Annotated in this window: 15 protein-coding genes and 1 tRNA gene; 11 read left to right on the plus strand and 5 right to left on the minus strand. The window is 57.6% G+C overall.

The genetic code is table 11. The features are described 5' to 3' along the window. Positions 1–168 precede the first annotated feature (168 nt). Both ACTG3T_RS08795 and lolB read left to right on the plus strand, forming a co-directional pair. Positions 169–1,959, plus strand: coding sequence for a tetratricopeptide repeat protein (locus ACTG3T_RS08795; protein ID WP_439101893.1), 1,791 nt, complete (start codon positions 169–171; stop codon positions 1,957–1,959). Further along, a complete protein-coding gene (lolB, locus tag ACTG3T_RS08800; RefSeq protein ID WP_439101894.1) occupies positions 1,956–2,600 on the plus strand; it encodes a lipoprotein insertase outer membrane protein LolB in 645 nt (214 codons plus the stop codon). Before ACTG3T_RS08795 ends, lolB begins: the two co-directional genes overlap by 4 nt. Before the next feature lie 5 nt (positions 2,601–2,605). Here lolB and ACTG3T_RS08805 read toward each other — a convergent pair whose 3' ends face one another. Beyond that, positions 2,606–2,953 carry a type II toxin-antitoxin system VapC family toxin gene (locus tag ACTG3T_RS08805; protein ID WP_439101895.1) on the minus strand — a complete coding sequence of 116 codons (348 nt, stop codon included), beginning with the start codon at positions 2,951–2,953 and terminating at the stop codon, positions 2,606–2,608. Beyond that, the gene (locus ACTG3T_RS08810; protein WP_439101896.1) at positions 2,953–3,153 is read right to left on the minus strand and encodes a type II toxin-antitoxin system VapB family antitoxin; all 201 of its coding nucleotides are present in this window, start codon (positions 3,151–3,153) and stop codon (positions 2,953–2,955) included. The genes ACTG3T_RS08805 and ACTG3T_RS08810 overlap by 1 nt, the downstream gene beginning before the upstream one ends. A gap of 159 nt (positions 3,154–3,312) precedes the next feature. On the opposite strand from ACTG3T_RS08810, the gene ispE reads away from it, so the two are divergent. The 7 genes from ispE (at position 3,313) to ACTG3T_RS08845 (ending at position 8,751) form a co-directional block, all read left to right on the plus strand. Continuing rightward, positions 3,313–4,224 (plus strand): 4-(cytidine 5'-diphospho)-2-C-methyl-D-erythritol kinase, encoded by a 912-nt coding sequence (ispE, locus tag ACTG3T_RS08815; RefSeq protein ID WP_439101897.1) that lies wholly within the window; start codon positions 3,313–3,315, stop codon positions 4,222–4,224. A gap of 13 nt (positions 4,225–4,237) precedes the next feature. After that, positions 4,238–4,312 (plus strand) — tRNA-Gln (locus ACTG3T_RS08820). Between the two features lie 105 nt (positions 4,313–4,417). After that, positions 4,418–5,350 (plus strand): ribose-phosphate pyrophosphokinase, encoded by a 933-nt coding sequence (locus tag ACTG3T_RS08825; RefSeq protein ID WP_439101909.1) that lies wholly within the window; start codon positions 4,418–4,420, stop codon positions 5,348–5,350. A 92-nt stretch (positions 5,351–5,442) separates the two neighbouring features. Beyond that, the gene (locus ACTG3T_RS08830) at positions 5,443–6,108 is read left to right on the plus strand and encodes a 50S ribosomal protein L25/general stress protein Ctc (protein ID WP_439101898.1); all 666 of its coding nucleotides are present in this window, start codon (positions 5,443–5,445) and stop codon (positions 6,106–6,108) included. A gap of 111 nt (positions 6,109–6,219) precedes the next feature. Further along, the gene (gene pth, locus ACTG3T_RS08835; protein WP_439101899.1) at positions 6,220–6,843 is read left to right on the plus strand and encodes an aminoacyl-tRNA hydrolase; all 624 of its coding nucleotides are present in this window, start codon (positions 6,220–6,222) and stop codon (positions 6,841–6,843) included. Between the two features lie 2 nt (positions 6,844–6,845). Beyond that, positions 6,846–7,940: a redox-regulated ATPase YchF gene (gene ychF / locus ACTG3T_RS08840; RefSeq protein WP_439101900.1), complete on the plus strand. Its 1,095-nt coding sequence runs from the start codon at positions 6,846–6,848 to the stop codon at positions 7,938–7,940. Positions 7,941–8,016: 76 nt separating this feature from the next. Further along, positions 8,017–8,751: an esterase/lipase family protein gene (locus ACTG3T_RS08845; protein ID WP_439101901.1), complete on the plus strand. Its 735-nt coding sequence runs from the start codon at positions 8,017–8,019 to the stop codon at positions 8,749–8,751. Here the strand turns inward: ACTG3T_RS08845 and ACTG3T_RS08850 are convergent. Continuing rightward, positions 8,696–10,459 carry a TolC family outer membrane protein gene (locus ACTG3T_RS08850; RefSeq protein ID WP_439101902.1) on the minus strand — a complete coding sequence of 588 codons (1,764 nt, stop codon included), beginning with the start codon at positions 10,457–10,459 and terminating at the stop codon, positions 8,696–8,698. The genes ACTG3T_RS08845 and ACTG3T_RS08850 overlap by 56 nt on opposite strands. A 210-nt stretch (positions 10,460–10,669) precedes the next feature. Here ACTG3T_RS08850 and ACTG3T_RS08855 point away from each other — a divergent pair, with 210 nt between their 5' ends. Both ACTG3T_RS08855 and ACTG3T_RS08860 read left to right on the plus strand, forming a co-directional pair. After that, complete coding sequence (locus ACTG3T_RS08855) at positions 10,670–11,362, plus strand: transglutaminase-like cysteine peptidase (protein ID WP_439101903.1); 693 nt, start codon at positions 10,670–10,672, stop codon at positions 11,360–11,362. Between the two features lie 9 nt (positions 11,363–11,371). Continuing rightward, positions 11,372–13,288, plus strand: coding sequence for a bifunctional diguanylate cyclase/phosphodiesterase (locus tag ACTG3T_RS08860; protein ID WP_439101904.1), 1,917 nt, complete (start codon positions 11,372–11,374; stop codon positions 13,286–13,288). A gap of 34 nt (positions 13,289–13,322) precedes the next feature. Here ACTG3T_RS08860 and ACTG3T_RS08865 read toward each other — a convergent pair whose 3' ends face one another. After that, positions 13,323–13,643 carry a hypothetical protein gene (locus ACTG3T_RS08865; RefSeq protein WP_439101905.1) on the minus strand — a complete coding sequence of 107 codons (321 nt, stop codon included), beginning with the start codon at positions 13,641–13,643 and terminating at the stop codon, positions 13,323–13,325. A 39-nt stretch (positions 13,644–13,682) separates the two neighbouring features. After that, a complete protein-coding gene (locus ACTG3T_RS08870) occupies positions 13,683–14,330 on the minus strand; it encodes a hypothetical protein (protein WP_439101906.1) in 648 nt (215 codons plus the stop codon). Between the last annotated feature and the right edge of the window lie 407 nt (positions 14,331–14,737).

Here is a 14,737-nt window from a genome sequence, read left to right on the forward strand (position 1 = left end):
TAAGCAGGAAATCGCAGGGTTTATGTGGCGCTTTTTTACAATCACCAAAAGCCAAGAAACCCCCTCCATCAGGAGAGCAGGACCAAAGCGCGTCGACTCCATCGAACGCGGCGTGGGTTTCACTGTCTCACTGTGTCATCATTTAGGCATTCTATTTTGGTCCGACACATGCTCGTAAACGCCTCACTACGCCATTTACTCAAGACATCCGCGCTGGCTGCAGGCCTCGTGCTACTCGGTGGCTGTGCCAGCACTGATCCCATGGCCGACGCCGCGACGAGCGCCGCCGGCGAGCAGACGGCAGCAGCGAGCGAGGCAGTAGTCAGCGAGCCACCGCCGCCACCGGCTCCCGAGCGTCCTATCCCCGAAGCATCGGTCTATCCGCTACTGTTAGCTGAGTTTGCGCTGCGTCGGCGTGATTTTGATACAGCGCTCAGCACCTACCTGGAACAGGCGGACGAACTGCAGGACCCGGGGGTGAGCGCCCATGCCACCCACCTCGCGCAATACCTGCAGCGTGAACGGGAAGCCTTCCGGGCCGTGCGCCTGTGGGTCGCACTGGAACCTGGCAATGTGGAGGCCAACGGCACATTGGCGACACTGCTGGCACGTCAGGGCCGCAACCGCGAGGCCCTGCCCTACCTGGCAACGGTGGCCCGAGCCGGAGAGAAAGCCAAGTTTCCGGTGCTCCTGAATCGTTACAAAGCCCTGCAGCCCGCCGATCAGCTGGGGCTCGACAGCGACGCACAAGCGCTCCTCGATGACGATCTGGGCGATGATGTATCTTTACGCCTCACCCATGCCCTTATGGCCGAGGAGCGCGGTGACGCGGCGACCACACGGGCACGGCTGGAGCCGGTGTTTGCCCTGGAGCCCTACCAGCGACAGGCACTGATTCTGGAAGCCAAACTCAATCTCGCTCAGGGCATGGACGCCCCTTTCGTCCACATGGAAGAGGCCCTGGACGTTGACCCCACGCGCACCGAGCTGCGCCTCCAATATGCGCGCCTACTGGCCAGCCAGGACATGGCGGCGGCGCGGCAGCAGTTTGAAATCCTCTCTGCCGAGGCGCCCCACAACGCGGACCTGCTATTTTCTTTGGCGCTTATCAGCCACGAACTTGAGGACAACGACGCAGCAAAGGGCTATCTCCAGCAGGTCCTCGCGCTCAATCAGCGCACCGACGAGGCCTATCTCTTTCTCGGGCAAATCGCGCGCGGCGAAGGCGATCTAGATGAGGCCATACAGCTCTTTCAGCAAGTCGGTGATGGCGCCGACCTCATGAAGGCCACTATTAGTATCGCCCAGATTCAGGTGGCTGAAGACCGGGATCAGGAGCTCGCGGATTACATGGACCGACTGCGCCAGAGCTATCCCCTGCGTAAAGAGCAACTCTATGCGCTGGAAGCCAACATCTACAACGAGACTGATCGAGATAAGAGAGGCCTGGCGCTGCTCAACCGCGCCATTGATGAATTCCCGACGTCCGACAACCTGCGCTATGCCCGCTCCGTCGCCCACGAGCAGGCGGGGAATCTCGCCGCTGCAGAGACGGACCTTAGGGACATCATCGAGCGGGATCCGGATAACGCCACCGCCCTCAACGCCCTTGGTTACACCCTGGCCAATCGCACGGACCGCTATGACGAGGCCAAAGCGCTCATCGAAAAGGCCCTGGCTCTGTCGCCCAACGAACCATCCATTCTCGACAGCATGGGATGGGTACTCTACCGCCAGGGCGATCTGGAAAACGCCAAGCAGTATCTGACCCGGGCCTATGCCGCCTTCCCTGATCCTGAGGTCGCTGCCCATCTCGGCGAAGTGCTTTGGGCTATCGGCAATACTACAGGCGCCATGACCGTCTGGCGCAATGCCCTGCAGGAAGACCCTCAGCATGCTGTGCTCAACGAAACGCTCACTCGTCTGGGCATTAGCCTGCAAGCCGACGCCGACTCTTGATAGTAGCGATACCCGCGTTTCCCGCGCTGTTTTTGGCGCTGCTGCTAGCCGCACTCAGCGGATGCTCGACACTCCCGGAATCCCCTTTACCCGCGCCACAGCCTCCCGGCGCGGAGCAGCTGAGCGAAGAAGAGCGCTGGGCACAGCGGCTGTCCGTCATCGGCAGGCTGGAAGAGTGGCGCGTGCGCGGCAAAGTCGCCTACCGCCTTCCGGATGATGCCGGAAGCGCTAATCTTGACTGGCAGCAGGCGGGCACCCAGAGCGATCTGCGACTATCGGGCCCCATGGGCGTGGGGAGCACAGAAATCCGCAATGAGGGCGCCCTGCTTCGCGTCAAACGCGATGGCATCGAACGCCTTTATCCCGCCGATGCCGCGCCCTGGCTATCGGGAGGGCAACTGCTCCCCGTCCCCGTGGACTCCATCCACCACTGGTTGCGCGGTGTGCCCGACCCATCTTTACCGACAGCGCACTTAGAGACTGACAATGCGCTGGCTGCGCGCATTGAACAAAACGGCTGGGTGGTGGAGTACGACGAATACCGTGAGACCCAGGGCCTGGCCATGCCCTCGCGTTTGAATTTATCGGCGCCCGACAGCGAACTCACTCTGAGAATTATCTTGCGGGGCTGGGAGCTTTAGCACCGTTAGATAACGCTGGCGACACGGTTCAGACGCTCATCATAGGTCCAGAGCTTTACCCCATCATCCAGTCGACTTGATGCGAGCAAATGAATATCGACAAAATTCAGCCCGGTTCCCTCAAGGGTATGTGCGTCCACAAAGTGCAGGAATTCTGAGTGACTGACGACAGAGACGCGGGGCAGGCTCTCGAAAAACCCCAGCACTGCCTGCCGATCTTTTAGTCGGCCGCAGGCGAGCTCACCGATGACAAACTCATGGGTAAGCACCATCCCGTCTTCGAGCAGACGTCGGAGCTGTATAGAGCCGCTACGAAAATGATCAATCCACACTGATGTATCCACCAGCCACATCAGCTTTCGACATCTTCGGCCATTGCCGCTGCGCGTCGCCCGGGAATCTCCAGATCAGGCATCTCGCCACCCAGGCATGCCAACCGCCGGGCGGCCTCGCGCTCTACCATTCGCTTGATGGCAAAACGAATAAGCTCGGTATTCTCGGTTATGCCCGTAAGACGCCTTGCCTCTGCGAACAATTGGTCGTCGATACTCACAGTCGTTCTCATGCTTAAAGCCCCAAACTAAACGTCGTTAACATCAAATTAAACATCAAATGATGCCATAAGAAGCATCAAATATGGGCGCCGCCTCGCTATTGCCTCAATAAAATCCAGGACCATCGACAGCCCCTCCTCCCGTGCAATAATCCGCCCATGTCATCGATCACCGTCAGCGCGCCCGCCAAACTCAATTTGTTTCTGCATATCACAGAGCAGCGGCCTGACGGCTATCACAACCTCCAGACCATGTTTCAGTTGCTGGACTTTGGTGACGAGCTCACCCTCTCGGCTCGCGAGGATGGCGAAATTTATCTCCACTGCGAAAACGGCGCGCTGGAGGATGTAGCCCCAAAAGACAATCTCATCGTGCGCGCGGCGCGGCTTCTCCAAGACGTTTCGCCTGCGCAGCCGGGCAATCAAGGTCGAGGCGCAGACATTAAACTCCTCAAACGCCTGCCCTCCGGTGGTGGCCTTGGCGGCGGCAGCTCGGATGCTGCCAGCACCCTTTTGGCCCTCAACCAGCTGTGGAAGCTCAATCTCTCCATCGATGTTCTGGCGGACATCGGTCGCCAACTGGGCGCTGACGTGCCGGTGTTTGTGCGCGGACACAGTGCCTGGGCCGAGGGTATTGGCGAAGAACTCAGCCCTGTGGAGCTGCCCGAACGCTGGTTTCTGGTGATTCATCCAGGCTGCCATGTATCAACAAAAGTGATTTTTTCGCACCCGCAATTGACACGCGACACCCCCGCCATCACAATGGCCGCCTTTTTTACGGGGCCTACCCGTAACGACTTCGAAACCCTCGTGCGACGCCTCGCCGAACCTGTTAATAAGGCGTTGATTTGGTTGGAGAAATTCGGAGAGGCAAGAATGACCGGCAGCGGTGCCAGCGTGTTTGCGAGCTTCGACAGCGAAGCGCAGGCAAGGTCGGCTCTGCAGCAAGTCCCGGCAGAATGGCAAGGTTTTGTCGCCCGGGGCCTGAATCGGTCACCTATCTGTGCACAGCTTGACGGGCTGTCACGGGGCCAAGAAGTAACAACAACGAGCGCAGCAGGCCACCGCTGACGCAAACGATCATTGGGGTGTCGCCAAGTGGCAAGGCACCGGGTTTTGATCCCGGCATTCGGAGGTTCGAATCCTCCCACCCCAGCCATTTTTTTATGGCGGTGTTACCACCGCCACGTCCACTATAACGACCAAGACCACGATCGTTGCATAGCGAATGAGCGAAGGAAGGCATAACGTGTCCGCAAAGCTGATGGTGTTCACCGGTAACGCCAACCCGGAATTAGCCCGCAAAGTAGCCAGTCGCCTTTATCTGTCCCTCGGCAAAGCCGATGTGGGACACTTCAGTGACGGCGAAGTTGCGGTAGAACTTAACGAAAATGTGCGAGGCAAGGACGTCTTTGTTTTACAGCCGACCTGCGCGCCCACCAACGACAACCTCATGGAGTTGCTGGTAATGATTGATGCGCTCCGTCGCGCGTCAGCGGGCCGCATTACGGCGGTAGTGCCCTACTTTGGCTACGCCCGTCAGGATCGCCGGGTACGTTCTTCGCGAGTGCCTATTTCCGCGAAGGTAGTGGCTGATTTAATGAACACCGTCGGCGTTGATCGGGTACTCACGGTCGACCTCCACGCCGAACAGATACAGGGCTTTTTTGGCTGCCCGGTAGACAATATTTACGGTTCGCCAGTGCTCAATGACGATATTCAGGCCAGTAACTACGACAACGTGATGGTGGTATCACCGGATATCGGCGGTGTAGTCCGCGCCCGGGCCATTGCCAAGCAGCTGGATGAAGCGGAGCTGGCAATCATAGACAAGCGTCGGCCCAAGGCCAACGAAACCGAGATTATGAACATTATCGGTAACGTCGAAGGCCGCACCTGCCTGTTGGTAGACGATATGGTCGATACCGCCGGTACATTATGTAACGCCGCAAACGCGCTCAAGGAGCGCGGTGCGACACGAGTCGCTGCCTACTGTACCCACGCGGTACTTTCGGGCAAGGCTTTGGACAATGTGCGTAACTCCGCGCTCGACGAGCTTGTGGTTACGGACACGATTCCCCTTTCGGAAGAGGCAAAGACCATTGGCAAGATTCGGCAGCTCACTATCGCCGACTTGCTCGCTGAGTCTATTCGCCGCGTTTCGAACGAGGAGTCTATTAGCGCGCTTTTCAGCTAGGTCGACAAAACGCCCGGCAAGAAAGCGCATTTTAAGCGGACGGGGAAGCTGGTCGCAGGCGACCCCAAATCCGATATTTATAGGAGACAGTCATGTCTAAACAAATGGCTATTGCAGCCACAGTACGTAGCGACCTGGGGAAAGGTGCGAGCCGCCGCCTGCGTCGTAGCGTCGATCATATTCCGGCAATCATTTATGGAGCCGGCAAAGAGCCCGCACCGCTGACCATCATCCGCAAGGACCTGGAGAAAGCGCTGGAAGACGAAGCGTTCTACTCACAGGTTATCGACGTAATGGTCGATGGTGATGTGCAGCCAGCAATTCTCAAGGATTTGCAGCGCCACCCCGCACGCAACGACGTCATGCACGCGGATTTTCTGCGCGTTGATGCCAAGGTCGCGATCAAGGTCAACATTCCTCTGCACTTCATCAACGAAGAAAAGTGTCACGGCGTGAAGATCGAAGGCGGCATCATCGAGCATCTGCTCACGGAACTGGAAGTTCTGTGTCTGCCAGGCTTGATTCCCGAGTACATCGAAGTCGATATGGAGAACGTCACCACCGCTGACATCATCCACATCTCTGACCTCAATTTGCCCGAAGGCGTGGTATCCACCGCTCTCGAGCTGGGCGAAGACCACGATATGGCCGTGACGTCTGTGAGCGCCAAGCGTGGTGGCGACGAAGACGGAGCGGAAGACGACGCACCGGAAGCAAGCGCTGAAGAGGGCGCAAGCGATGGTGGCGACGAAGACTGATCTGCGGTCGCTTTCCCTCGGGATGGCGTATGCAGTATCTGATCGAGGGCAGCGTGACGCTGCCCTTTTTCGTTGCGTTGGGAAATCAAGTAGTCAGCAAGAGATGGATTCATGCCCAACCCCATTCAACTGATTGTCGGCCTCGGAAACCCCGGATCGCAATATGAGGGCACCCGCCACAACGCGGGGGAGGACTTTGCGCGCGAACTGGCACGACAGGCCGGCGGATCTTTCAAGCTCGAGACCAAGTATCACGGCGAGCTCGCGGAGGTGTTCTTTGCGGGCCACAAGCTACGGGTGCTTGTCCCCAATACCTTTATGAATCGCAGTGGTAAGGCCGTAGTGGCACTGGCGAACTTTTATAAGATTGAACCGTCGCAGATTCTTATCGCCCACGATGAGCTGGATATTGCGCCGGGATCGGCACGGTTTAAATTTGATGGCGGCCATGGCGGCCATAACGGGCTGCGGGACATTGTGCCGGCACTGGGCAACCGCAAGGATTTTCACCGGCTGCGCATCGGCATCGGTCACCCCGGGTCCGCAAAGCAGGTGAGCAACTATGTGCTGTCCAAGGCTTCACCGGCCGATCGTGAGGCCATTGCCGCCAGCATTGATGAGGCTATTCGTGCGCTACCCCTTTTGCTGGCAGGGGACGCAGGAAAGGCCATGACACAATTACACAGTTTTAATGGTGCGGACTCTTCGGTTTTGACTCCGCCGGTTAAGGAATAGCTATGGGTTTTAAGTGCGGCATTGTTGGACTTCCCAACGTCGGTAAATCAACGCTTTTTAACGCGCTCACTCGAGCAGGCATTGATGCGGAGAACTTTCCTTTTTGCACCATCGAGCCCAACGCGGGCGTGGTGCCTGTGCCCGATCCGCGGCAGAGCAAGATATCCGCGCTGGTGAAGCCCCAAAAAGAAATAGCCACCACCATGGAGTTTGTGGACATCGCAGGCCTGGTAGCCGGCGCGAGCAAAGGCGAAGGCCTTGGCAACCAGTTTTTGGCCAATATTCGCGAGACCGATGCCATCGCTCACGTGGTGCGCTGTTTTGAGGACGAAAACGTGATTCACGTGGCCAATGCCATCGACCCCGCAGCGGATATCGAGATCATCAACACCGAGCTCGCCCTGGCGGACCTCGAGAGCTGTGAGAAGCAGCTGACCAAAGTGGTGCGCACAGCCAAGGGTGGCGACAAAGAATCCATCGCCATGAAAGCGCTTTTAGAGAACAAGCTCCTGCCACAACTCAACGAAGCCAGACCCGTACGCGGGCTGACTCTGGATGACAACGAACAGGCGCTGGTGAAAACCCTGTTTCTACTCACCAGCAAACCGACCCTGTACATCGCCAACGTGGACGAAGAGGGACTCGAAGGGAACGCCTACGTTGATGTCGTGCGGGATATCGCAGCAACAGAAAACGCGGAAGTGGTGGTAATCTGCAACAAACTCGAGTCAGAAATCATCGAGCTTGAAGATGAGGAGCGCGCCGAGTTTCTGGCAGATATGGGCATGGAAGAGCCGGGTCTGAACCGCGTGATTCGCGCGGGCTATCAGTTACTGAACCTGCAAACCTACTTCACCGCCGGCGAAAAAGAAGTCCGCGCCTGGACCGTCAAAGTCGGTGCCACGGCCCCCCAGGCCGCCGGCGTGATTCACACGGATTTCGAAAAGGGCTTTATCCGCGCCGAGGTGATTGGCTACGAAGACTTTATCGCCCACAAAGGTGAGCAGGGCGCCAAGGACGCGGGTCGCTGGCGCTTGGAAGGTAAGGAGTATGTCGTGCAGGATGGGGATGTGGTGCACTTTAGATTTAACGTCTGAACCACGGCACAGCGGCTCGCGTAGGTCTATTGAGATAAACAGATCGATACGGCCACTCACCGAGACCCCCGCCACTGTGCAAAATTACAAGATCTACTCCACCCCGCCTCCGGCCCCCGCTCCCAGGGCCATGGATTTCCCCAACCTGCGCAGCGAGTGGAAGGTCGGTCGCGAGGCGGTTCGTTTAGGGCTCTCATCACCGCAGTTGTTTCGTGCCCCCCGGGGCCACGGCGAGCCGGTATTATTGCTGCCCGGTTTCAGAGCCCCTGAATCCTCTATGTTCCCTATCCGACGTCTTTTACGACTCAAGGGCTACGATGCCAATACCTGGGGCTTGGGCGTCAATCAGGGCGACGTGCAGCGGTATGTAGACGCTTTAAAGCCGGTTGTAAAAGCAAAAGCGGACTCCGCGGGACGCGCGGTGGCGCTCGTGGGCTGGAGTCTTGGCGGTGTGGTATCGCGAGAAATTGCCCGGGAGATACCCGAGCACGTCAGCACCGTTGTCACCTATGGCACACCGGTTATCGGCGGCCCTTCGTTTACCGTTGGCGCAAAGTCTTACAGCGCAGCAGATCGCGAGCACATCAATAAATTGATTGAAGAACGGAATGCGGTAAACCCTATCAAGATACCGCTGGCGATAATCTTTACCCGGGGCGACACCATCGTGTCCTGGCCCGCGTGCATCGATCGCTACAGCCTGCAGGCAACCCACTACGAGGTGGATTCGACCCACTTTTCTATGGGGATTGATCCTACGGTGTGGGGAATTGTGCTTGAGCGTTTACATCAAGTGCATCAGGCAGGCTGAGGGTATACCCCGCCTTGATACTGCTGAGGCTACCCCCATTAAACGCGTCAGGATTTAAACGCTGGATAGCCGCTATGGTTTGATCGGTCCTCGCCCCCTCGGGTCGTGCTTTGTTGGCGATGGACCAAAGCGTCTCGCCCTCGGCTACGGTGTACTGTCTAGAATCCACAGGCTCGGCATTGACTAGTCTTTCTGCAGCAGCCGCGGGCGCTTCTACCTTATCCGCAGGCGCAGCAGCCCCCGCCTCATTCAACAGCTCACCACGGGAGCCCGCCGCACGATCAAGGCGCTGAAAGATAGCTTCCTGATCAATCTCAAGAGCGCCGGGCGTGCCCTCGGGGCAGGCAGGGATTTCTTCTTTCTCCTTGCGTTCCAGATTCAGCTCCAGCTCCGCCAGCTTGTCGGCGTTAAAGCCCTCGGCGTCCAGAGCGCGAGTGAGCGACCCTACCCTTGCCAGCGCCGTAGCCTGCGCCGCAATAAGTTGGGTGCGCGCCGTAATCAGTGCCCGCTGGGTATCAAAAAATTCGTTCTGGCTGTCCAGCAGGTCAAGCAGAGAGCGTTGACCGATATCGAACTGATCGTTGTAGGCCCGGCGGGTTTTGTCCTGGGCGCTTAACTGCTGCTCGAGGTAATCCACCTGCCTGCGAAGCACATCAATGTCATTGAAAGCGATCATGGTTTCGCGTCGGATCGCCAGACAGGCATCCTTGCGTTCTTCCACGGCAGAGTAGTAATTGTTCGCCGCCTCACGGCGTCGGGCGCTGTCCGAGCCGCCGCGATAAAGGTTGTAGTTCATCACCACCTCCACCGCCTGCAGATCGTAGTCTCCCAGAATGCCATCGGTGTTACTCGCCTGCTCGTTGCGATAACGGAGGTCAAAACGCGGATACATCACACCACGGGTGGCGTTGGAGGATTCTCGGGCCGAACGCAATTCTTCAATAGCCCGATTAATGTCGGGGCTGTTCCGATAGGCCCGCGCCAGCGCCTCGTCCCGCGTGACCGGCAGCGCCGATGCGGGTATCTCGGGTATGGGCAGGGTTTTGGCAGGCAACAGTCCTACAATGCGCTGAAACTCCACACGGGTATCGTGAAGATTGGTCACCTCGGTGAGCAGGTTGGATTCGGCGAGGGCCAGACGTGCTGTGGCCTGCTCTAGGTCGACACGCTGACTGACGCCCCCCGAAGCACGCTCAGCGATCTTGTTGTACACCTGCCGGTGCACCACGTAATTTTGCTCAGCGTATTGCACCAGGTTCTGAAAACGCACGGCGTCTACGTAGGCCTGGGTCGCCGACAGCGCCACCTCCTGTGAGGCGGCCTCAAAATCATAGTAGCGGGCGAGCTTTTCGTAACGCTTGGCTCGCGCCTCATCACGACTCTGAAAACCGTCGAAGAGCAGCTGCGTGATAGAAAAGCGCAAGGAGTCCGCCTCGTAGTCGCCAAAATCAGCGATAGGCGTCTGTCGATCCTGCCAGGAATAATCACCGGAAAGATCGACGCTGGGCAGCATATCGCCCTGCTCCGCACGCTCCGATGCCCGGGTTGCTTCGAACTCGTAATAGGCTGAGGTCACTGCGGGATTGCTCGCCAGCGCGGTAACAATCGCCTCACCATAAGTCCCCACCTCCTGTGCAAGAGCCGGGGCAGTACCCGCAACACCAAAGCAGATACCCACGATGACGCGCGCCGTTTCTCTCAAAAACAATCGGCCCTGCGGTAAAGCCGTGTTTTGTTGGTGACTAGTAATCGCCGTTCTCCATGATTTTTTCGCTCAGCCACAGAGGGGCCGTCCATTGCTGCTTGAGGGACCCGCTTTTGAGCGGCTGAAAATTAGATTTCGTTAGCGCTTATATTACCGCGATTTATCAGCTGCATCGTGATTATACTGTGAGCAAGTTCACACATCGGCACACTGATGGCCCAAAGCCACCACGCTAAAACTCAAATCATATCCGGCGTGCTCTTTATTGCCTTACTGAGCCTGCTGCAGGGCGCATCGCTCGCGGGTATGATCGAATTCGACAAGCTGCGACAGTTGGCTCGGGAGGAGTTTGGAGCGGAAGGTGTGCGGTCTATCGATACCTGGCAAACCTTTATCGAGGCCACCAGCAGAGTCCCGGTACTCACCAAGCTCAGTTCCACCAATGCTTTTTTTAACGATCGCATTCGCTGGAGGGATGATCAAAGCATCTATGGCGTCGAGGACTACTGGGCTACCCCCCTGGAGACCCTCGGCAAAAAGGAAGCGGACTGTGAGGACTTCACCATCGCCAAGTACGTCACCCTGCTGGCCCTCGGTGTGGCCCCTCAAAGTCTCCGGCTGATTTACGTCAAGGCGCAACGTCCCGGCGGGGCGAGCCAGGCGCACATGGTGCTTGCCTGGTACGAGACCCCAGGCGCAGCGCCACTTATATTGGACAACATTAATACGCGGGTTTTGCCGGCAGCGCGCCGCCAGGACCTGACACCTGTTTTCAGTTTTAACGCCGATGCCCTTTGGATCAGCGGTGCGACGGGGCCCAGCAATGCCAATCCGCGACAGCGACTGTCGCGCTGGCAGCAGGTTCTGGACCGTATCGTTGACGAAGGCTTCAGGGCTACCTGGTAGGAGAGAAGCATGTCCCTTTACCGACAATTATGGATTGCGATCATTCTGCTGATGTTTGTGGTGTTTGGCACCACTTTCATCATCAACGGTGTGAGCAGCAGTCGCTATCTCGAAGAACAGCTGAGTATTAAAAACAGCGACGATGCCAACGCCCTGGCCCTCTCGCTCTCGCAGCAGCAGCTGGACACCGTGGCTCTGGAGATTCAGCTCGCGTCACAGCTGGATCAGGGCTCCTATGAGTGGGTGCGTTTTCGCGATGCCAACGATGCACTTGTTTTCGACCGGGCGAAGCCTCTACAGCACAGCCGCGCGCCCGCATGGCTAAGTGCTATTTTTGAGATCGATGCGGCACCCGGTGTGGCTTCGGTCAGCAGCGGCTGGACCCAACTTGGCACCTTGAGCCTTAAAACACACGATGACTTTGCCTATGAAGAGCTCTGGTCCAGCGCCCAGCGAACGTTGGCCGCACTGGTGATGGCGATTGTTGTGGCGGGCGGCCTCGGATCCCTGATTCTGCGGACCATACTGAAACCTCTTGACCAGGTGGTGGATCAGGCCGATGCCATGGGTGATCGACGCTTTGTGGCTCTCCCCGAGCCCCGCACCCGGGAATTTGCCCGGGTTACCCGCGCCATGAACAGCCTGGCCATGCGGGTTCAGGAGATGCTCACCAAAGACGCGCAGAAACTCACGGGCGGTCAGCTGGCTGATGAAAAAGACCCACTCACCGGCCTGGAACAGCGGTCGGCCTTCATGAATCGACTTAACAGCAAACTCATAGCGGAAGACTCCGATGCCGCGGGCGCCATCGCCCTTGCCCGCATCCACCGTCTGACGGAGCTTAATCAGCTTCATGGCCGTAAAATTGTGGACGCACTCATCGCCGACATCGGCAGGAGCCTACTCAGCCTCCAGGAACACAATCCTGAACTGGCCATCGCCCACCTCAACATCGCAGATTTTTGTGTGCTGTCCCCCCGGGAAAGTGACCCTCGACAGTTGGGCACGAGGTTGCAGCAGACATTTATCGATGTGCTTGAACGTCACGATCTGGTGGGTGAAGTGAAAATCCCATCAGCCTGTGCCAACTATGAGCCCGAAGATACGGCCAGTGAGATTATGAGTGACCTTGACGAGGCACTGATGCTGTCTGCGCACACCGACGCGGGCGATCTAACGCTGGCGTCTCGCAGCGACAAGCGACTTTCCAATCTGCGCGAGAAAGGAGAAAGCTGGGAACGCAAGCTTCGCGAAGCGCTGACAGCCGGATACCTCCAGTTTGAGTCCTGCCCAGTGCTCGACCAACAGGGGGCTTTGCTACACAGCAAGTTGATACTGCAACTGAAAATTGACGACAGCTGGTGTCGCGCCGGCGTATTTATGCCCTGGGTACATCGACTGTCACTAAACAGCGAGATTGATCGCGCGATCATTAGCGCAGGACTAAAGCACCTTGAGGCCAATCCTGAAAACGCCTGTGTAGAGCTCTCGATCCGTGCCATCGCAGAGGATGGTTTTGTATCCTGGCTGAACTACCAGCTAAGCAAGCACCCGGACGAGGCCGAGCGACTCCGTGTAGACATCAGTGAGTCTGCGGCACTTTCCGACCCGGCGGGATTTACCGCGCTCCAGGGCTGCCTCCGCAAGCACCAAGCGCAGCTGGGTATTCAACATATGGGTTATCGCATTAGCGATATCGGCAAGCTGGGAACGCTCGGTGCAGACTACCTGAAAGTGGATAGTCTGTTTACCCGCAATATCGACAAGTCACCGGGCAATCAGGCGTTGATGCAGACCTATGCCAATATCGGACACACCCTGGGAGTTTTGTGCATTGCGGAAGGCGTGACAAACGAAGAAGAACGCAGCACCGCCCTTGCCTGTGGCGCTGGCGCTGTCACCGGCGCCCTGGTGATGGACAGCTAACGCTCTTTTGGATGCTCTTACGGATGTCAGGCCCCTAGACCCGTGGGTTATCATCCAGGAGATTCAGGGCATTGTCATCGCGCCGCAGGGACTGTCGCTTCAGCACTTTAGCCTGCGCGGCCTCTGGAAGTTCGGTAAAAAGCAGCACGTTCTTGGCGATGAGGACATCCAGCAAGTCTTCCAGCACCCGTACAAATTCCATGTCCGTGCGTGCGAGGGCGTTTGATGCGGTAACGCCCTCCATAAAAACGCTCAGCTCTGGATCACCGTCCAAAACGTGCTCATCAAAGCCGCTTTGCGGCTCAAGACTCACAGCCGATATGTTCTTATCGCTGTCGCGCTGTACATAAGGCATCAGCTGCTACTCCATTTAGGCGAATGAAGCAGCTGACATTTATTCAGTGCCTCCCGTATCCAGCTTCTCATCGTTGCCGGTGTTGAGCAACAAGTCGACCTCCAATGCGGCCACGTCCGCCTCACGATTGCTCGAGTCTGTGGGCTGCGCAGCGTCGGCAACAACAGTCGTTGTCTCAGCGTTATCTTCCTCGCCAGCGGGAAGAATCACGTCTCCGTCATCAACCAGCACGTCGGCTGCCGAAATACTGAACGTGGTGTCTTCGACAAGGCTTACGCTACCATCCTGCCAGGTCAAATCTGCCTGACCGTGAATGACCACATCACCCTCTGCAGCACTGCCAGACTGGCTGTCGTCGTTGTAGTTAAGCGAAATACTTTCTACGCCCAGATCAACCAGAGACGTCAGCTCACCCTCGTCAGTCACACCGTCGGAGTCAGCATCCTGCCAAACGGTGAACTGGTCGAACTGATCATCCTGGGCGTCGAGTACGCCATCCTGATTGGTATCGAAGACCTCGGCGACCGCTTCCATGTCGGTTTGGGCAGTTTCGCTCCACTCGGTGAAGACGTATTCCTTGGCCTCGTTCACGGTACCGGAATTATCGGCATCGATAACTAGCATGCCGTCGTCCGGTGCGACCCAGGCGGTATTGACCGCTTCACCCGTGGTCTCATCGGTGAACACCACACCCGCATCGCGAGAGAGGTATTCGACGGTGCCATCGTTGTTGAGGTCGAGAGTGATGGGTGCGTTGTCGTCCTTGTCGTCCTTGTCGTCCTTGTCGTCCTTGTCGTCCTAGTCGTCCTTGTCGTCCTTGTCGTCCTCGTCGTCCTCGTCCTTGTCGTCCTTGTCGTCCTTGTCGTCCTCGTCCTTGTCGTCCTCGTCCTTGTCGTCCTAGTCGTCCTCGTCCTGGTCGTCCTAGTCGTCCTCGTCGTCCTCGTCCTTGTCGTCCTTGTCGTCCTTGTCGTCCTTGTCGTCCTCGTCCTTGTCGTCCTTGTCGTCCTTGTCGTCCTTGTCGTCCTTGTCGTCCTCATCAGTCTTGGTCGAGTCATCAACCACTACCGGCGGATCGTTCTCGGGATCAACCGTCA

Source organism: Congregibacter sp., assembly GCF_965660375.1.
Lineage (GTDB): Bacteria > Pseudomonadota > Gammaproteobacteria > Pseudomonadales > Halieaceae > Congregibacter.